The following is a 20,296-nucleotide window of genomic DNA, read 5'->3' as shown; positions in this document are numbered from 1 at the left end:
AATACCAAAGATATTATATTCTCACCTCATGCATGTGAGTTTGCGCCCATGCAATTGCTTGTCCACGACTAGACACCCCAATTTTTCTAAATGCTCGGTATAAATGGGTTTTAATAGTTGATTCGCTGACAAATAGCTGATTAGCAATATCTAAATTAGTACTACCAGATAATAAAGTCTGTAATACTTCACGCTCGCGGATGGTTAACGGTTCACTGTCCTCGTCATTTTCATCGTTCAGGGCTGAACGTAATAATTCTTGAGGAATGACTCTACGACCTTTCATGATGTTATTTAAGCCAAGACTAATTTCGTTTAAGCTGCTGTCAGCATAAAATACCCCTAACGTCGTTGTGGGGTGAATAAGAAATCGAGTATCGAGTTGTTTAGGGAAATTGATAAAGACGGTATGGATAGAACAATATTCACGTTCAATAAGACGCTGTAATTGATATACCTGTTGTAAGTCAATGGTTGATAAGTCAAAAAATACTATTGAAATAGGTTCTACAGCTAACATTTTGGCCATAGAGCTTGGCTGGCTTTTAGATAATTTAGCTAAAAACTCTTGCGGCCAACGCCAATCCAATAAGTCTGTTAACAGCTGAGACCTTGATACTATCATCCAATTTACGACTTTAAACATTTCATACACTCCATGTGATTAAAATACATGACTCAATGCCAAGCCTATATTCATACACGGTAATACTAACAATCAGCACCTCATCTGCAAATAAGCCAAAAGGATAGCTATAAGAACAAAAATAGACTTTAGTACTAGTGTTTGGTGATTATCTTAATTCTGATCGATTTAACTCTATTTTAGTTAATTAGATTGAATAATGCATAAATTAGATAACATAAAATCAAAATGCTTTACTCAAGTAAGCAATTATCGTTAATCGCTTAATCAAATAAGTAAACTGGCCATCAATGCTAAAAACAGAACGATAGAAATGATTTGCCAGAAACGAACTGGGTTACGGTTAATTAACGGAACAAAATGCTTAGCATTTCGATTTAGACTTGCAGTTGTTAATTGATGAATAAGCTCACAGGTATCAGCTTGACGTAAATTAGGTTCAATATTAAGTGCTTTTTTTAATGCCAGATCAATCCACTCTGGTACCATAGGATTTAATTTATGCACGCTAACATATTCTAACCGTAAATAATCTTGCCGATTTCGACAACGTTCCAATTTACCTTTAAAAGGTAATTCCCCTGCCAACATCTCAAAAGCAATAACTGCCAGAGAAAATAAATCGGCGCGCCCATCAGCTTGATAACCAAGCATCACTTCTGGAGCGGTATAATCTGCAGTACCAAGAATCCGATCACGCGCTAACGGACTGCTTATTTCCGCAATGCCCTTAATGTAACAAGAACCAAAGTCGATAATTTTTACCACTCCCTCACGCGTAATAAAAATATTATCGGGTTTTAAATCTTGATGCAGCGTTTCACGGCGATGAAATGCTCTAATGCCTAATTCGATTTGTTTGAGCAGTAATAACACGTCTTCCACTGGCGCTTTTTTATGCTGAGTTAGCCACTCTGCTAAGCTTATTCCTGATAAGAATTCGGTTAAATAGTACAAGGCAGACTTCGTTTTATGTTGCTCGACCATCTTGACCACATGCGCACTATTGATACGTTGACCCGTCCAGCTTTCTAACATGAATCGTTCAATATAAGCAGCATCGTCTAAGTAATTTACAGAAGGGGTTTTCATACAAAAAACTTGGTCGTGCTCATTGATTACCCGATACACTTGGCTGCGCTGTGATTGATGGATAATATGGGTAACCTGATAACCATCTAGCTTCATTCCTTCACTTAACGGTGGCGGAAATGGCTGGCGCGATAAACTATGATACACATCATCGATAGCTTGTTTAGGTAATTGACTCACACTTAAAAGCTGTGCACTAAGGTTATCTTTGCTGCCTAAATCAAACGCTTTTCTAATCAAAGTTTGGCAAAATTGCTCACATAAATCATCTGTTAGTTGCGGGTATAATTGGCAAAACGCGCTTAACTCTTGATGTATGGCAAACTCAGTTAATTGGTCATGAACTCCGTCAGTTGTCATTAAATACAGATCATCGACTTCTACCGACAAGGTTTTGTAATCAACATCTAATTTTACATCCATCCCCAATGCTCGAGTAAGATATTGGTTTGATGAGCTAATATTGGCACTATGATCATGACTTAATTGAAGTAACTCACCACGGCGAAAACGATAAATCCTCGAATCACCCACATGAAGCATGTGCACAGAACAAGACTTAAACACCAATGCACTAAAGGTACATACAAAACCGCGCCTAGCATCCCGATAATCTTGCCCTAATCCATATAACCAACGGTTTAATGCAGTTAATACTTTAGTACTCGATGTTTGTACACTCCACGTCTCTGGAGTGGAATAGTAATCCGCTAGAAAGTTACTGACACTAATGGCTGAAGCATGTGCGCCCCCCTCAGCGGTACTGACACCATCACTGATCACACTCACAACACCCTTCGACATGAGCGGTATCCCTGAAGGAATACGAATTCCTATTGCATCCTCATTTTGTAACTTGCGGCCCTTTTCGGAAGCTTGGCCAACAACAAGCTGCAATGTTGCTGCAAAAGGAAGCATATCATCATTATCCAGTGTTTTTTCTAACGACTTTTCAGCCATATAAGCTCTCGTTGTTTGGTTAAAAAGTTTGTTACATAAAAACTCAAACTGCATAAATATAAGCAGTTTGAGTTTTAATCACAACGTCTGTAAATATCATTTGAATCAAGTATTAACTTACGCTGATTAACGTCACTTCACCTTGTTCGTTTACTTCAGCAATATGACCTTTGGGTTCTTTCATAAAAAATAATGTCACAAAGCCAAATATGGCACTCACTGCAATCACATAGAAAAACACTTGAGTAGACACTAACGAGTAAACCGTTAAGAAAAATACGGCACCAACATTACCATAAGCTCCTGTCATACCGGCTATTTGACCCGTTAAACGGCGTTTAATGAGAGGTACTGCAGCAAATACAGCACCTTCGCCACCTTGAACAAAGAACGAACAAGCCATGACAACCATTACAGCTAAAGTTAATGACCAAGATGAATCAATTTGCGCGACCGATAAATAACCGATAGCCAGACCCGCAGTGAGGATAAGCAAGGTAGTTTTACGACCAAACTTATCACTTAACCAACCACCACCAGGACGAGACATGAGGTTCATAAAGGCATAACTTGAAGCCAACATACCAGCTTGCGCCATCCCCAGTTCAAACGTTTCGGCAAAGAATAGTGGCAACATGGACACAACGGCAAGCTCAGAGCCAAACGTAGTGAAATACAATATATTCAATACAGCAACTTGCTTAAACTCATAACGTTCAAATTCTGGGACTTCAATTGAAAACAAGTGTTTGTTCACTTGATACGTTTGATAATAATCAAACACAAATACCACGACTAAACCAAGATAAATAAGATAAGTGACATCTTGAGTAAACATACTCACACCTGCAGGAGACAACTTCCAACCCAACAGGGCTAACGTCGCATACATAGGGACTTTCATAATGATCAGTAGTACAAAATCACTTTTGCTAGTCACTTCTAAGCCACCACCTTTTTTCGGCTTAAAGTAGGTTGAACCTTTTGGGGTGTCGGTAACGTTGAAGTAATACACAAACGCAAACAATAAGCTCATTAAACCGGTAATACCAATGGCATAGCGCCATCCGTCAGGGCCACCAAAAGCAAGTGCAACGGCAGGTAAAGTAAAGGCTGCAGCGGCAGAACCAAAGTTACCCCAACCACCATAAATACCTTCTGCAGTACCCAACTCTTTAGCCGGGAACCATTCACTCACCATACGAATACCAACCACAAAACCGGCGCCAATAAAGCCAATCAGAAAACGTGCCAAGGCTAATTGCTCAAAGGTATCTGCCACTGCAAACATAAAACAAGGTATAGAACAAATTCCCATCAATGCTGAGTAAGTGATCCTTGGACCATATTTATCGGTAACCATGCCAATGATAATCCGTGCGGGAATGGTTAACGCCACATTGAGGATCAACAAGGTTTTAATTTGCGATTTAGTTAGCCCTAAACTGTCGGCAATCACACTGACTAACGGGGCGGCGTTAAACCACACCACAAAAGTAATAAAAAAGGCCATCCAGCTCAAATGCATTATTTTCATTTTACCGCGAAAAGAAAACAGATTAAATTTTTCAGCACTCATATTGCCTCCTTTATGACTGAGCTAAGACAAAAACATTGCCTTGTTCAGTTTTAATGTCGAATGGTTTAGCGACTAAATCATCATTTTCAATACAACGTCCCGTATCCAAACGGTAATGTTGTTTATAGAGAGGCGAAGCAACACAAAGCTCACCGTCAATTTCACAAATCAACCCTCTGGCTAACAAGCTCACACCACTAGCAGGATCGATATTATCAAGGGCAAACAAACCGTCATTACCGAGGTTAAAAATAGCCACTGCACGACCCGCTACCCAAGCCGCTACGCCAGTGCCTTTCGGCATGTTTGCTTCGCTGCACACATTTATCCAACTCATACTAATTCCTCCACTGCGGGTTGTTCGATATCATCTGTAATATCTTTAACGGCAATCGTTCCTGCCCCAGCATCTTTAATGCTAGGGAAACGTTGATCTCGAATACGTTGATAAGCATTAGCATCTGCTGTTGGTGCATCATTTGGGTTAACAAACTCATTAAAGCGAGCCAAAAACTCAGGTTGATCAAGACTGGTTTTCCATTCACATTGGTATGTGGCGGCAATATGATCCATCTGTTGCTCTAAGGTCGAGTTGATCCCCAAAACATCATCAATAACGACTGATTGTAAATAAGCTAGACCACCTTCTAAAGAGTCCATCCAAGTAGAAGTCCGCTGTAATTTGTCAGCGGTTTTGACATAAAACATCAAAATACGATCGATGTACTTATATAGGTCTTCGGTGGATAAATCGGTAGCAAATAAATCACCATGACGAGGACGCATGCCACCATTTCCGGCAACATACAAGTTCCAACCTTTATCGGTTGCAATAATCCCAATGTCTTTACTTTGAGCTTCTGCACACTCCCTAGTACAACCTGACACTGCAAATTTTAATTTGTGCGGACTGCGTAAGCCTTTGTAACGATTTTCTAAATCGATAGCGAAACCGACTGCATCTTGTACGCCATAACGACACCAAGTACTGCCAACACATGACTTAACTGTTCTTAGTGATTTGCCATAGGCATGGCCAGTTTCAAAACCAGCATCAATGAGTTTTTTCCAAATTTCAGGTAACTGCGATAGCGGTGCACCAAACATATCAATGCGCTGTCCACCAGTTATTTTGGTATACAGGTCATATTCTTGGGCAATTTGGCCCATAGCGATGAGTTTTGTTGGGGTTATTTCACCACCAGCTACTCGCGGTACAATAGAATAAGTACCGTCTTTTTGGATATTGCCTAAGTAAGCATCATTGGTGTCTTGAAGTTGTACATGGCCAAGATTTTGATCCAGCACATAATGATTTTGTAGGCTGGCAAAGATAGATGCGGCTGCAGGTTTACAAATTTCACAACCATATTTGTGGCCACTGGCAGAAGGTTTGCCATGCTGAGTGATTAAGGTATTAAAATCATTAATGCTTTCCACTTGGCATAAGTGATACAAGGCTTGTCGGTCATGATCAAAATGGGCACAAATCCCAGCATTAAAATCGAGCCCTGCAGCTTGCAACGTTTGATCAATAATTTTTTGAACTAACGGCGCACAACCACCACAACCCGATGCTGCGCGAGTGCATGATTTAATCTCGGCTATTTTATGGTTACCCGCATTAACAGACTCGACGATGTCACCTTTGGTTACTTGATGGCAAGAACACACAATAGAAGTGTCTTTTAAATCAGCTTCATTTTCAGCACCGGCTAGCAATAACTCAACCGCAGAACCTTCAATCTCGTCTTGAGATAAATAGGCATCGAGCAAGCGACTGTAATCGCTGTTATCACCAATTAACACCGCACCTTTTAAAAATTTACCGGTTTCGTCTAACCATAATTTTTTATAAATGCCCGCTTGGTTATCAGATAACTCAACAAACTGTGCATTATCAAAACCACGGCTAGCACCAATTGCGGCTACATCAACACCCAACAACTTCAACTTGGTGCTCATGTCTGCACCGGTAAATGACTGTGAAACAGTATTTGATGCTAATGAGGCAATATGGGAAGCCACAACACGGGCCATTTGATAACCTGGAGCCACTAAACCAAATATTTTTTGCTGCCATAATGCACATTCACCAATAGCATAGACATCTGGCGCAGAGGTTAAGCAGTAATCATCAACTTCAATACCGCCACGTTCACCAATATTGATATTTGAAACACGTGCTAATGAATCTTGTGGACGAATACCGGCAGAAAAGACAATCATGTCAGTTTCAAGATAAGATTCATCATTAAAGGTCATTCTATGTAATGCCGTTTCACCGTCGATAATCGCGGTGGTGGCTTTTGATGTATGAACACTCACGCCGAGTTGTTCAATTTTACTACACAACAAATCACCCGCTTTGTCATTTAGCTGAACGGGCATCAATTGTGGCGCAAACTCAACAACATGGGTTTTCACTCCGAGTTGTTTCATGGCATTAGCGGCTTCTAACCCTAATAATCCACCACCAACAACAACCCCAACTTTGCTATTTTGCGCAGCAGCTTGAATGGCCTCAAGATCTTCAATGGTGCGATAGACTAGACATTGAGCGCGATCGTTACCTTGAATCGGAGGCACAAACGGAAATGATCCTGTAGACAGTACGAGTCGATCATAATGGTAATTATCACCTTGGGCACTCGTGACCGTTTTAGAGGCTATATCAATTGCGGTTATAGGGGTGTTTAAGTGAAGCGAAATGCCCCAGTCTTGATAGTCTTGTGCACTGGTTAACATTAATGGATCGGCACTACCGGTCTCAAAATATTTTGACAATTGCACTCGGTCATAGGCTGGACGAGGCTCTTCTCCAAACACATGTACATCAAACGTTTTATTAAGCCCTAAACTACACAATTGCTCAATAAAGTGATGACCTACCATGCCATTACCGACGACCACTAATTTGGGTTTTGAGACTGCCATATCCTACTCCTTCATGCCACGGACTGTAAAAAAACAAAATGGCGCCAACTCCGCTTAAAGAGTTGGCGCCATTGCCAGTTACAATCCCGATTTTTTAAATTTTACTGTTTGAACATAAATGGTTTAAAACCATTATCGACATTCAGTATCATACTGTGATGTTGCAGGCTTTATGCCAACAAATAAAAAACTATAATTGATTGATTTACCTTAAATTAAAACTTAACAACCTTTACGTTGTGACGATAACTTGTCCACTTTAGGGATAATCGCACCAACATGAGGCGCACCATTATTGCTCACAGCTAAAGTCTCTGGTGCCAACGGACTTTTTTGCGGTCTGGCCACGGCAATAATTTGTGCCGACATTTGTGCCAAAGACAACCCTTTTTGCATCGCTTGTTGTTGAATAATCTGATGTGCTTTAGCTTCATCAAATCCTTGCGCCATGACAATTAATTTTGCCTGACTGAGCAGTTTTATACTGCGAATTTCATCATCCAATTTCTTAAATTCAGCTAAGGTTTTACTGGCAGCATCAAAACGCGCTTGGGCCAAACTTATCACGCTGGTTAATCGATTTACCGTTAACATCTCTGGGATAAAAGTAATGCGGCCACAATCAAGTAAATCGGTTAACGCTGTCTGCTGCCAGGTTTTGGCATTGACAACTATCACCATAGGCTTACTTGTTAATGTACGTTGAATTAGCCCTTGGATTTGACCGTGTAATGTGTCAGTTAATACCAATAAGGTATCAAATGTTTGTTGATGTAATCGTTGCTCAACTTGACTCACAGAAGTCAGCACAGTGACATGTCCAAATGCCGCCATACAAGCTTGATACTGCACCACATCACAATCGACTACAGGCACGGCAGAAAAACTCGGATCACAAAATATTAAACTGCGCATAAAAACTCCCTGCTCCGCCATTGTTTTAGTGGACTATCTGTTGTATTAAAACGGTTTTCCCAACATTTCAGGCTTAAATCAACTGCTTGTTCTGCTGTAATAATTGCAGTTGTATTGGGTTCTGTCATAGCTGATTTACGACTCAGTAATAGCAACACAGTAGCCAAAGTGGCCGTAATACTGCTAAGCGCTTGCTCAATCATGGTGCGCGACATTAATGCTGTTAGTTCACTGCTTACAAATGGCTGCTTCTCGCCCCACAACAGCGCAAGAATCTCGCTCGACAATTCTGCTTGACCCACTTTTGCACCAGAAAAGCCTTCTAATAACGTAGGAATAGATAAGCTCAATACCGCTATATTATCTGTCTGTCCGTTGACGACAGTTATCGTAGTCGACACTCTTGGATTACATTCTGTTTCGCCTTGTAAACCTTTAAAAATAGCAATACTGCCATCATGATATTCACCGTTTGCAAATAACACCTCACAAATACCTTGGTGCAAATTATCTAACCCTGGATGAAAATAACTGCGCAGACTTATCGGCGCATTTGCAGGATTGATACAACGCACTGCAGTTTGAATTAAACTGCGTAATCCTAATTCTTGATGTAATTGACGACACTCATCTAACACGGGGGCTAAGTCACCTGCGCGTACATAAACAATGTTATCTGATTGCAATGCCGCATTAGCGCTTTTTGGGGTAGTACAACAAGCAATATTTACCGCACTTAAGCAAGATTCAACATGGCGGCGATGTGGTAACGCTAGGCTGTCGCCGTGCAACATGACACGAATACCTTGGCTAGCTAATAATTTAGCCACCAACAATAACCAAGGTAACTGCTCACGCTTACCCGCATACACAGGCCAATCAATGTCAACAGCTAATGAACGCCAATCATGGTCTAACGTATGGCGTAAACCAGCCACCATTCCAGCGACTTCTTCTGTCGTTTCACCACGAACGCGCATTAACATCATGGCACTCGCCATCTGTACCCGAGTCGCTTTCCCTTTCGAAAAACCTTCAAGCAATAAGCTGGCCTCAGCAAAAGTTAATGCCCGCGAGCCTTTCTCACCCTTACCCAAGGCTTTTATCAATAACCGAAAATCAAACTCATCGACTGATGTCAGGGTTAACTCGCCAATTTTAGGCATAAAGTGCCTCATACTCATCAGCTGGCTGTGGTGAAGCAAAATCAATATCGTCGAGTAAAGCACCAAGCTGTTGCCCGACACTCACCACTTCACCAATAATGATTAATGTTGGTCCAGAGTCTTTAATGGTTAACGCGGCATCAGACATAGAGTCTACGGTTGCATAAGTAACAATTTGGTTTGCTCTACCGCCATTGGTAACGAATGCCACCGGCAAATCAGCTGCGCATAGTGTATCGAGTAACCCAATAGAGATTCTTGCGGCTTGTTCTTTACCCATATAAAATACTAATGTCGATTGTGCCGCTAATAATGCCTGCCACTGCGTAGGCGCATTTACATTATCGACATCGGTCATCTTAGTGCCAGTTATCAAGGTTACGCTGCGCGCCATACCACGAAAAGTCAATGGAATACCTGTACTTGATGCACAACCTAACGCCGCGGTAACACCGGCAATAAACTGTGACCGGATCCCCTGCTGTGCCAAGTAAAGCGCCTCTTCAGAACCTCGGCCAAAAATATGTGGGTCTCCGCCTTTTAAACGTACTACTTTTAATCCTTGCTGAGCCAAACTCAGTAATAATGTATTAATATCTTCTTGCTTAACACTTGGCTGGCCGCAACGTTTACCAACAAAGTGGCGCTGACAAGATGGCGTCACCAACGTTAAAATATCGCTGCTCACAAGGCTATCAAACACTAATGCATCTGCTTGGGCGACAATTCGAGCAGCTTTAATGGTCATCAAATCCAACTGACCACAACCAGCGCCAACAATGGCGACTTCGCCAGCTTGCAGTTCACGGGTATGTAATCCATCAGTAATACTGCCTAAAGAGTTAATTGGCTGATGACCTTTTATCATTGCGTCTACGCTATTCATTAGGCAACTTCCTCTTCTACTGCATGTTGATGTTCAATTTCTGTGTACGATAATGCATCCAGCCAACTTTGCTTGGCACACTGCTTTACTTCACTGTTACAACTACCACAATGACGCCCGCAACCTAATAATGATTGAGTGTTGTCTAATGCCTGTTCAAAACTGATGTTAGCGACACCATCACTCATCACTTGATCATTAAATTGGTTATTCATTTCGGCGCTAATCTTCGCTTCGGTTACACCAGTACAAGCACACACTAATGGGCTGTTGCCCGCCTTTATTTGTTGATGTAATTGCTTAATGAGCTGGTTATCTAAAGGTTTACCAATAAACGCATTCATTTGGGTTAACGCGACATCCACTTTAGTGTCAGATAACAACTTTAGTGCTTTCAGTAACCCTTTCTCCATATTGCATTGGATATATAAAGGCTGGCCATCTATCGTTAAGGTCCATTTTAGTGAATGGGCTGTCGCTTGGTAGGCAAAACCGTCGTCGATATCTGTAAAACCAATGTGATGACACACTCCGTTCTCCAGCGTTTGTGTTACTTGCCAACATAGCCCGTGAGCAGAAGAGTCGTGTTGACCAAAAACCACACCTTGCAGAGCCAGTTCAACAGGACTTAATGTCACTGGTTGACACTTAAACCCTGGTTGTTTTGATATTGGATCGACACGTGCATCTAATGCCTGATTCACTCCTTTGGTCAGCGAAAACTGTGCAGACCAATGCATCGACATCAAAGCCATATTTGTCGGTATTTCATCATCGACAACGGCGCGAGCGACCGTGAATGAAGGTTGGATAATGAAATCAGGGTTAGTGAGCTCAGCAGAGTATTGTTTAATTTGATTTTGAATGGCTTCAATTCGGACCAAGCCACCTTCTGTTAAAGAAAATGTGCTGAGTTGTGATGAATGGATGAGAACAACAGGTTCTGGAATACTAGCTCGTAAGCTAGCAATATGCCCAGTGCGAGTCATGGTATGCCACTGATCCCGACTACGGCCGCTATTAAGTAACAGTGTGTTACTCGGTAACAATTGCTGCGAAACATTAGCGGCTGGCGCAACAAACTGAGCTTTACCCGTTGCGGTAGCAAATACACCATCACTGAAAACACGCACGTTTTGTTGACCAATTTGAGCCGACAAAGCAATAGGCCATTGAGTTGGTGCTAATGCATCATATTGTGCTTTGGATAAATCTGTTAGCCCAGTAAGATCAAACATCTTAGTCGGAAAAACCTGTTTAACCTTAGCTGATAATGCTGCAAACTCGCTAAATACACTAACGTTGTCATCAAAATTAAAGCCATCAAAGCCCATTTTTTTCGCTACCTGACTAAGCGCCCACCAATCAGGTTTAGCTTGTCCTTTGGCTGTGATAAAGCCACGCTGGCGGGTAATAGTACGCTCACTATTTGTGACGGTACCGCATTTTTCCGACCAGCCTTGAGCAGGAAGTAATACATCAGCAAGCTTGGCTGTATCTGAGTCTGGGCTGATTTCAGACACCACCACAAAAGGACAATCGGCTAATGCTTGTGCTATTTTTTCACTGTTGGGCAAAGACACCACAGGATTGGTACCCATAATCCAAATAGCTTTGATTTTACCTTCGGCAAGGGCATCAAACATCTCAACCGCAGCTAACCCTTTCTGATCTGCTACTCTGTCAGTTTGCCAAAAATCAGCTAGTAACTGCTGCTCCGGTTGTGAAAATCCCATATGACACGCTAACTGAGTCGCTAAGCCTCCTACCTCACGGCCGCCCATAGCATTAGGCTGCCCTGTTAACGAAAAGAATCCACAACCAGTTTGACCAATGTGCCCTAGCGCAAGGTGGCAATTAATCATCGCATTCGTCACATCGGTACCGATGGTTGATTGATTAACCCCCTGACAAGATGCCGTAAGCACTTTATTGTTATTGACGACTAATTGATAAAAATCTGTAAGCTGGGTGACTGAAACACCGACTTCAATGGCAAGTTGGGTTAAATTGGCGCTTAATTGTTGCGCCTGGGAAACCACAGTATCAAAGCCTTCTGTGTGTGCGGCAATGTATGCGTGGTCAACACTATTTTGATCTGCTAGATAACCGAGTAAACCATGAAAAAGCGCTAAGTCAGCACCCGGTTTAATGGCTAAATGTAAGTCAGCTTGTTTTGCGGTGGCGGTTGATAAAGGGTCGATAACCACTAAATGCGCGTTGTTGGCTTTTTTCGCGGTTAATATCCGTTGAAAAAGCACTGGATGAGTCCAAGCTGTATTAGCACCGACTAGCACTATGACCTCTGCTTGTTCTAAGTCATCATAACAACCTGGCACCACATCTTCACCAAAAGCGCGCTGCATAGCACTAACCGCTGACGACATACATAAACGCGAGTTAGTATCAATATTGGCAGTTTGTAAAAAACCTTTAGCAAACTTGTTTGCTACATAATAATCTTCAGTGAGTAATTGCCCTGATAAGTAAAGTGCAACGGAATCTGGACCATGTTCCGCAATGGTTTGCGCAAACGTGTCTGCAATCAAGGTGCTCGCATTGTCCCAATCAAGTGGTTTACCTGAACGAAGTTTAGGATAACGAAGCACATTGGGTTGAGCTAAACTGTCGAGTAAACGCTCTCCTTTTGCACATAAATGCCCTTGATTAGCAGGATGATTACTATCACCCATTAATGATACATCGGCCACATCGACATCAACCCAATCGGCTTTAGTCGAAGACACGCTAACACCGCACCCGACACCACAATAAGCACAACTAGACTGGATTGTTGACATACATCTACCCTTTCACATTAACGATTTCATGATTAAATGACTGCGAAAGCCGTGCCAAAAAGTTAACATGCTGATTTACAATAGAAATAGAAATTCAGTTAAGTTTATTACATCAACATTTGCGCAACAAAAGTGCATGCCTGCGCACTTTTGTTGCGCATCTAGTTGAAATTAAAAGAATTTTAATACCTATAAAGAGGTATGCGAATATATATTGAGTAATATAAATGAGTGTTTAACTCACCGTCTTTCATCCTTTAATTAAACATTTTTTTAAAAGGAATGATGATTTTTCCAAATTATACGAGGTTAAAACTGAATGAGTTGATACATGCTGAATGAGAATTTTAGGCAATACATTAGGGAATAACGTTCTAATTAACGCAAGTAAATTGAAAATTGATGAATAAGTTTGTTTATGAAGTTTTTCTATCGAAGAGTTCTTTGTGCGGATATACCATTACCACTAACAAGCGAGAATAAATTAATCTTATTAGTACAAAAGTATTGGATGTCTACTTCATTATTATACCGTTAAAAACAAAATACCGACATAATGTCGGTATTTTTCAGCTACTAATTTTAAACGACTAAAATAGCTTATTTAGCAACGCGGCCATCATCATGACAAGTATCACAAGTTGGCATTTCGCCTACTTTGATTTCATGTGGTGCATGACAATCTGCACACATTAAAATACCATCATGTGGCTTGTGGTTTTCATCCATTTCGGCTAATGAACCATGACAACTTTGACATTGCTCAAATTCATATGCACCATCTTTTGATGGCTCACCATCTGCGTGACAAGTTTCACAGCCACCCATTTCAACGTGAAACTCTGCGAGGGTTTCATCAGCAGCAAATGATGCAGAAGACATCATCATTACCGCAAAACCGGCCGCAAACAATGCGCTTAGTAATTTATTGCTCACTATTCATTCCTCCAATTTAGTATGTGCCCGCATTCTTTTTATCTGATACGGATCACCACACTACAACACGACACTTTACTTGAGAGTTTACTCAACAACGTTATATACAAAACAATCTAAAATTGATTGGCAATGTAAACTTAGTTAATTAGTCCACTTTAAGCAAAATTAATTTATATCAAATAATAATAGCAGTGTTAATACTTTGAATATGTGCGCTACATCATGTAAATCGATGGTTTTTAGCTAACAAACCACTTACCAACAAAAAGTACTAATTTAGCAAAGTCTAACCAGAAACAGAAAAATACCCATAAAAAGCCAGTTACTCACATAACCGGCTTGTTTAAAAAGTATCGAGCGATTCTAGAATGGAACGACAAAAGTATTAATCGATATTAACTGCGCGACTTTTCTAAACGGGCAAGTAAACTAGAGGTATCCCAACGATTACCTTTCATCGCCTGTACTTCTGAATAGAACTGATCAACTAGCGCTGTGACAGGTAAATGACTACCATTTTGACGAGCTTCATCTAACGCTATACCTAAATCTTTACGCATCCAGTCGATAGCAAAACCAAAATCATATTGACCTTGCCACATAGTCTGATAACGGTTCTCCATCTGCCAACTTTGTGCCGCACCTTTACTGATAACTTCAATCACTTTCAAGCCATCCAAACCAGCACTTTTGGCAAAATGAAGCCCTTCCGCTAAGCCTTGAACCACACCAGCAATACAAATTTGATTAACCATTTTAGTTAACTGTCCAGAACCAACAGGCCCTAACAATTCTGCACAACGGCTATAAGCAGCGATAACAGGTTTAACCACATCAAAGTGAGTTTGTTCCCCCCCCATCATCACGGTTAATACACCATTTTCGGCACCCGCTTGACCACCTGAAACTGGGGCATCCAAAAATCCGATATTAAGTGGTTCAATTTGCGCGGCAATTTCACGAGCGACATCTGCAGACGCCGTAGTATGATCAACTAAAATAGCGCCAGAATGCATACCATGAACAGCACCTTGCTCACCCAATACTACCTGGCGTAGGTCATCATCATTACCGACACAAATAAAAACAATGTCTTGACCTTGAGCTGCATCTTTAGGTGTATCAGCAGACTTACCACCATACTGTGCTACCCACTTTTTCGCTTTCGCGCTGGTACGGTTATACACTGTGACGTCATGACCCTGCTGAGTTAAATGCCCCGCCATTGGGAACCCCATAACGCCTAATCCAATAAATGCTACCTTAGCCATACTTTCCCCTTATTTATTCAACTGAAGGTTTAACGTGAGCTTCCATTTCTGCCCCAATGCGTTTACGCATATCCATTAAACGTAAAGCGGCGTCACGTAGACGAATATCATCGGCAGTTTGTGGGATCCACTCAGGAACTGGAGTCGGTTCCCCTTCATCGTCGACAGCTACCATGATCACAATACAATGCGTGGTTAAATAACGTGCTGACTCTTTAGGATCGCCCGCCTTCACGTCTATGGCAATGTGCATGGATGTCGTACCAGTATAAATGACTTTACCAGTCACTTCGACGATATTCCCCACATGAATAGGCTTAACAAAGCGGATGCCACCTGCATAAACTGTAATACAATACTTACCACTCCAGCCAGCGGCGGCTGCATAAGCAGCCAAATCGATCCATTTCATTACTGCGCCGCCATGCACTTTACCGCCGAAATTTACATCTGCGGGCTCAGCTAAAAAACGTAATGTAATCTGCCTATCTTGTCCGGCCATACAGCCTCCTAGTCATCGCAAGATATATCGAAACTTAACGATACACTTTGTATTAATACCAATCATTAAAAGAGATAAAAAAAGCGCCATCGGCGCTTTTTTTGAGCAAATAATATTAATCCATTCTTTTGAATAATAATGAACCGTTTGTACCACCGAAACCAAATGAATTACATAAGGCATAATCAAATTGATGACGGCGAGATGTGTGGGCAACAAAATCTAAGTCGCAACCTTCATCTGGGTTATCTAAGTTGATTGTTGGCGGTACGTGTTGATCGCGTAATGCAAGCAGAGTAATAATGGCTTCAACTGCGCCAGCTGCGCCCAACAAATGCCCCGTCATTGATTTAGTCGAACTCACCAATACCTCGTAGGCATGTGGTCCAAATACCGATTTAACGGCAGCCGTTTCGGCTTTATCACCAGCGTTAGTTGAGGTGCCATGGGCATTAATATAACCCACAAGCTCTTTCTCTATTTGGGCATCATTAATGGCATTAACCATCGCAGCCGCTGCGCCTGCACCGTCACTTGGAGGTGATGTCATGTGGAATGCATCGCCACTCATACCAAAACCAACTAACTCACCGTAAATTTTAGCACCACGCGCTTTAGCTCGCTCATACTCTTCCATAACAATAACACCTGCGCCATCACCAATAACAAAGCCATCACGGTCTTTATCCCAAGGACGACTTGCTGCAGTGGGATCGTCATTACGCGTCGATAATGCTTTAGCGGCACTAAAACCAGCAACACCTAGTGGGCTAGTCACATCTTCAGCGCCACCAGCGACCATCACATCGGCATCACCATAGGCAATGGTGCGTGCTGCAAAACCGATATTATGTACGCCCGTAGTACACGCAGTGGTAACCGCAAAGTTGGGGCCTGTCATACCATACATAATCGACAAATGGCCTGCGATCATATTGATAATAGTACTTGGCACAAAAAAGGGTGACACTTTGCGTGGTCCGCCGTTTAATAATGCTGAATGGCCTTGCTCGATTAACCACATTCCGCCCATACCCGCGCCAATAGCGGTACCGATGCGAGCGGGGTTTTCTTGGCTCATATCTAAGCCTGAATCTTTAACGGCTTGAATACCCGCCGCCATGCCATATTGGATAAACAAATCCATTTTACGGGCATCTTTTTTGCTTAGGTATTGTTCGACGTCAAAATCTTTCACTGAACCACTAAAACGAGTGCCATACTCACTCGCATCAAACTTAGTAATGGGAGCAATACCACTCTTACCAGCCAGTAAGGCATTCCAAGTAGACTCGACATCATTACCCACTGGAGTCACAAGACCAAGACCTGTGATGACGACACGACGTTTAGACATGATATTCACCTTTAAATAAAATCTGCCACGATGCCATTTATTGCGATATAGCTAAAGAAAGTTAAGGAAGGATGTTCTCTTGCAATTAAATGAAACGAGCGTTTACAAATGTTTTAAACAAAAAAAGGCGGCATAAATGCCGCCTTTTTTTGTGAATTCTTGATTACTGATTTTTAGAAACGTAATCGATCGCTGCTTGAACAGTAGTGATCTTTTCAGCTTCTTCGTCAGGGATCTCGGTATCAAACTCTTCTTCTAGAGCCATAACCAATTCAACAGTGTCTAGAGAATCGGCACCTAAATCGTCTACAAAAGAAGCAGCTGATTTAACGTCTTCTTCTTTAACGCCAAGTTGCTCAATGATGATTTTCTTTACACGTTCTTCGATGTTGCTCATTAGTTTTCTTTCCTATTCAAATTACGCACTTGCGTAAGATTGCGAGTAGTTTATTCGAATTAGATAACAATGCAAGCTTAGATTTTGTGGTCTAACCACAAAAATTAACATTGAATTGTCACTAACACTGACTCAAATGAAGGTAGTTGCCTACCCATCGCTCTTAAACCATGTACATACCGCCATTCACATGCAAGGTTTCGCCTGTGATGTAAGCAGCTGAATCCGAGGCCAAAAACAATACTGCATTGGCAATTTCTTGTGCTTGCCCTAATCGTTCCATCGGAACTTGCGACATAATAGCTTGTTGCTGCTCATCTGTCAGCTCATCTGTCATATCGGTCTGAATAAATCCAGGTGCGATAGCATTCACTGTTATTTGACGAGATGCAACCTCTCTTGCAAGAGATTTTGTAAATCCAATCAAACCAGCTTTAGCCGCCGAGTAATTTACTTGGCCGGCATTGCCCATTGTACCAACAACTGAACCGATACTGATAATTCGTCCGAAACGTTTTTTCATCATAGATCGCATTACTGGTTTAGACAATTTAAATAATGATGTCAAATTAGTGTCAATAATATCTTGCCATTCATCATCTTTCATCCGCATTAATAAATTATCACGGGTAATACCAGCATTGTTGACAAGAATATCAACATCACCAGCCTTTTCTTTGATCTGGCTATATAAATCAGCCACTGACTGAGAATCGGTGACATTTAACACCATCCCAAAGCCTTTGTCACCTAAGTATGCTTGAATTGCTGCAGCGCCTTTCTCACTGGTTGCGGTACCAATAACTAATGCCCCAGCTTGAACTAATGATTCAGCAATTGCACGACCAATACCACGACTGGCTCCTGTGACTAAGGCAATTTTACCCTCTAAACTAATGCTAAAGCTCATATCAACTCCCTTATTCGACTAATGCTGCAAATGAGGCAACATCATTGACCGCTTTAGCGGCTATCGATTTATTAATTCTTTTCGTTAAACCGGTTAATACTTTACCTGGTCCACATTCTATTAGCTGTGTAACGCCTTGTGTAGCCATAAACTCTACTGTTTCGCTCCAACGTACAGGACAATACAATTGACGCACCAATGCATCTTTGATTGCTTGTGCGCTTGTAGGCATTGCGACATCTACGTTATTAATAACATTGATTGTAGGTTCTAAGAATGTCACCTCAAGTAAGGCTTTAGCTAATTCATCAGCGGCTGGTTTCATTAATGAGCAATGTGATGGCACACTCACAGGCAAGGCCACTGTCATTTTAGCCCCAGCAGCTTTACATGCAGCAGCAGCTCGTTCAACAGCGACTTTTTCGCCAGCAATAACGACTTGACCAGGGCTGTTGTAGTTAACAGGGCTCACCACATCGCCTTGAGCAGACTCTGTGCACGCTTCAGCGATAGCATCATTATCAAGACCAATAATGGCATACATGGCGCCAGAACCAGCAGGAACCGCTTGTTGCATTAACTTACCACGCAATTCAACTAATTTAACCGCATCAGTAAATGCCATCACACCGGCGCACACTAATGCGGAGTACTCGCCAAGGCTGTGGCCAGCAAGTAAAGATGGCAATGGTTTATTTGACGCTTGATATGCTCGCCAAATAGCCACGCTTGCTGTCAGCAACGCAGGTTGAGTTTTGTCTGTTTCATTTAAGATTTCAGCTGGACCATTGGCCACTAAATCCCATAAATCGTAGCCTAACACTTCACTCGCTTCAGCGAAGGTTTTCCCAATAATATCGTTAGACTGAGCCAATTCGGCTAACATTCCTACGGCCTGCGAACCTTGGCCAGGAAATACAAAAGCAACATTTTCCATAAACGCTTACCTGTATAAAGAATTAAAAAGTAAATATTAAAAACGAATTAATGCACTGCCCCATGCAAAACCGCCACCGAACGCTTCAAGCAATAATAATTGTCCACGCTGAATTCGGCCATCACGCACAGCCTCATCTAATGCAATAGGCACAGAGGCAGCAGATGTATTGCCATGTTTCGCTAAGGTTAATACGACTTTATCTAAATTCATGTGCAGTTTTTTTGCCGTGGCATTAATGATGCGAAAATTAGCCTGATGTGGCACGAGCCAATCAATTTCTGATTTATCGACATTATTAAGACGCAAGGTTTCAGTAACCACATTAGACAATTGTGTAACTGCGACTTTAAACACATCGTTGCCTTTCATCGTCATAAAGCCTACAGCTTCAGAACTTTCATTCGCACGAGGAGGAAAAGAGCATTTTAATAAATCCCCTTGGCTACCATCAGCATAAATGTGTGTCGCAATGATACCTGGAGTATCACTTACACCAATAACAGCGGCACCAGCCCCATCACCAAATAATATGACAGTTGAGCGATCAGCAGGATCACACATTCGTGACAATACATCAGAGCCAATAACCAGTATTTTTTTAGCCGAACCTGTTTTTACGAATTGATCCGCAATCGATAAAGCATAAATAAAACCTGAACACGCAGCGGCAATGTCGAAGGCTGGAATATTTTTAATGCCTAATAGGGCTTGAATTTCACATGCGGCAGCAGGAAATGCATTTGATGCACTTGTGGTTCCGCAAACAATCATATCAAGCTCGCTTGCATCGATCCCAGCCATTTCAAGTGCTTTTAATGCCGCTTGATAACCCATTGTTGAAACCGATTCGTCTGATGCAGCAATGCGCCGCTCTGAAATACCGGTTCGGTCAACAATCCATTGGTCACTGGTTTCAACCATTTTTTCGAGATCTTGATTGCTACGAACTTGCACAGGTAGATAGCTACCTGTTCCGAGAATTTTTGTGTGCATATATG

At 41.8% G+C, this 20,296-nt stretch carries 17 protein-coding genes; all 17 read right to left on the bottom strand.

Annotated features, from left to right (window positions below):
* Positions 1 to 13: 13 nt before the first annotated feature.
* The 17 genes from FCN25_RS18160 to FCN25_RS18080 all read right to left on the bottom strand — a co-directional run bounded on the left by FCN25_RS18160 (position 14) and on the right by FCN25_RS18080 (position 20,291).
* Entirely contained in the window at positions 14 to 646 is a 633-nt protein-coding gene (locus tag FCN25_RS18160; protein ID WP_137226795.1) for a LuxR C-terminal-related transcriptional regulator, read from the bottom strand.
* Positions 647 to 913: 267 nt separating this feature from the next.
* Positions 914 to 2,698 (bottom strand): bifunctional protein-serine/threonine kinase/phosphatase, encoded by a 1,785-nt coding sequence (locus FCN25_RS18155; protein WP_254693678.1) that lies wholly within the window; start codon positions 2,696 to 2,698, stop codon positions 914 to 916.
* A 112-nt stretch (positions 2,699 to 2,810) separates the two neighbouring features.
* Positions 2,811 to 4,277 carry a NarK family nitrate/nitrite MFS transporter gene (locus FCN25_RS18150; RefSeq protein ID WP_137226794.1) on the bottom strand — a complete coding sequence of 489 codons (1,467 nt, stop codon included), beginning with the start codon at positions 4,275 to 4,277 and terminating at the stop codon, positions 2,811 to 2,813.
* A 10-nt stretch (positions 4,278 to 4,287) separates the two neighbouring features.
* Positions 4,288 to 4,614, bottom strand: coding sequence for a nitrite reductase small subunit NirD (gene nirD / locus FCN25_RS18145; RefSeq protein WP_137226793.1), 327 nt, complete (start codon positions 4,612 to 4,614; stop codon positions 4,288 to 4,290).
* Positions 4,611 to 7,214 (bottom strand): nitrite reductase large subunit NirB, encoded by a 2,604-nt coding sequence (gene nirB, locus FCN25_RS18140; protein ID WP_137226792.1) that lies wholly within the window; start codon positions 7,212 to 7,214, stop codon positions 4,611 to 4,613. Before nirB ends, nirD begins: the two co-directional genes overlap by 4 nt.
* Before the next feature lie 222 nt (positions 7,215 to 7,436).
* On the bottom strand, positions 7,437 to 8,129 hold the full coding sequence (locus tag FCN25_RS18135) for an ANTAR domain-containing response regulator (protein WP_167496013.1): 693 nt from the start codon (positions 8,127 to 8,129) through the stop codon (positions 7,437 to 7,439).
* Complete coding sequence (locus FCN25_RS18130) at positions 8,117 to 9,295, bottom strand: glycosyl transferase (RefSeq protein ID WP_175405899.1); 1,179 nt, start codon at positions 9,293 to 9,295, stop codon at positions 8,117 to 8,119. The genes FCN25_RS18135 and FCN25_RS18130 overlap by 13 nt, the downstream gene beginning before the upstream one ends.
* The gene (gene cobA, locus FCN25_RS18125; protein ID WP_137226789.1) at positions 9,288 to 10,181 is read right to left on the bottom strand and encodes a uroporphyrinogen-III C-methyltransferase; all 894 of its coding nucleotides are present in this window, start codon (positions 10,179 to 10,181) and stop codon (positions 9,288 to 9,290) included. Before cobA ends, FCN25_RS18130 begins: the two co-directional genes overlap by 8 nt.
* The gene (locus tag FCN25_RS18120; protein WP_137226788.1) at positions 10,181 to 12,982 is read right to left on the bottom strand and encodes a molybdopterin-dependent oxidoreductase; all 2,802 of its coding nucleotides are present in this window, start codon (positions 12,980 to 12,982) and stop codon (positions 10,181 to 10,183) included. The genes cobA and FCN25_RS18120 overlap by 1 nt, the downstream gene beginning before the upstream one ends.
* A gap of 600 nt (positions 12,983 to 13,582) precedes the next feature.
* Positions 13,583 to 13,918: a cytochrome c3 family protein gene (locus FCN25_RS18115; protein ID WP_137226787.1), complete on the bottom strand. Its 336-nt coding sequence runs from the start codon at positions 13,916 to 13,918 to the stop codon at positions 13,583 to 13,585.
* A gap of 398 nt (positions 13,919 to 14,316) precedes the next feature.
* Positions 14,317 to 15,192, bottom strand: coding sequence for an NAD(P)-dependent oxidoreductase (locus tag FCN25_RS18110; protein ID WP_137226786.1), 876 nt, complete (start codon positions 15,190 to 15,192; stop codon positions 14,317 to 14,319).
* 13 nt (positions 15,193 to 15,205) lie between these two features.
* Entirely contained in the window at positions 15,206 to 15,694 is a 489-nt protein-coding gene (locus tag FCN25_RS18105) for an acyl-CoA thioesterase (protein ID WP_137226785.1), read from the bottom strand.
* Positions 15,695 to 15,809: 115 nt separating this feature from the next.
* A complete protein-coding gene (gene fabF / locus FCN25_RS18100) occupies positions 15,810 to 17,051 on the bottom strand; it encodes a beta-ketoacyl-ACP synthase II (RefSeq protein WP_137226784.1) in 1,242 nt (413 codons plus the stop codon).
* A gap of 163 nt (positions 17,052 to 17,214) precedes the next feature.
* Positions 17,215 to 17,448, bottom strand: a complete 234-nt coding sequence (acpP, locus tag FCN25_RS18095) for an acyl carrier protein (protein WP_011496723.1) — start codon at positions 17,446 to 17,448, stop codon at positions 17,215 to 17,217.
* 163 nt (positions 17,449 to 17,611) lie between these two features.
* Complete coding sequence (fabG, locus tag FCN25_RS18090; protein WP_137226783.1) at positions 17,612 to 18,358, bottom strand: 3-oxoacyl-ACP reductase FabG; 747 nt, start codon at positions 18,356 to 18,358, stop codon at positions 17,612 to 17,614.
* A 10-nt stretch (positions 18,359 to 18,368) separates the two neighbouring features.
* Positions 18,369 to 19,295 carry an ACP S-malonyltransferase gene (gene fabD, locus FCN25_RS18085; protein ID WP_137226782.1) on the bottom strand — a complete coding sequence of 309 codons (927 nt, stop codon included), beginning with the start codon at positions 19,293 to 19,295 and terminating at the stop codon, positions 18,369 to 18,371.
* A 36-nt stretch (positions 19,296 to 19,331) separates the two neighbouring features.
* Positions 19,332 to 20,291, bottom strand: coding sequence for a beta-ketoacyl-ACP synthase III (locus FCN25_RS18080; protein WP_137226781.1), 960 nt, complete (start codon positions 20,289 to 20,291; stop codon positions 19,332 to 19,334).
* Between the last annotated feature and the right edge of the window lie 5 nt (positions 20,292 to 20,296).

This window comes from Shewanella sp. MEBiC00475 (genome assembly GCF_005234075.1).
GTDB classification, from domain to species: domain Bacteria; phylum Pseudomonadota; class Gammaproteobacteria; order Enterobacterales; family Shewanellaceae; genus Shewanella; species Shewanella polaris.
This window is presented reverse-complemented; position numbering and strand designations above follow the sequence as displayed.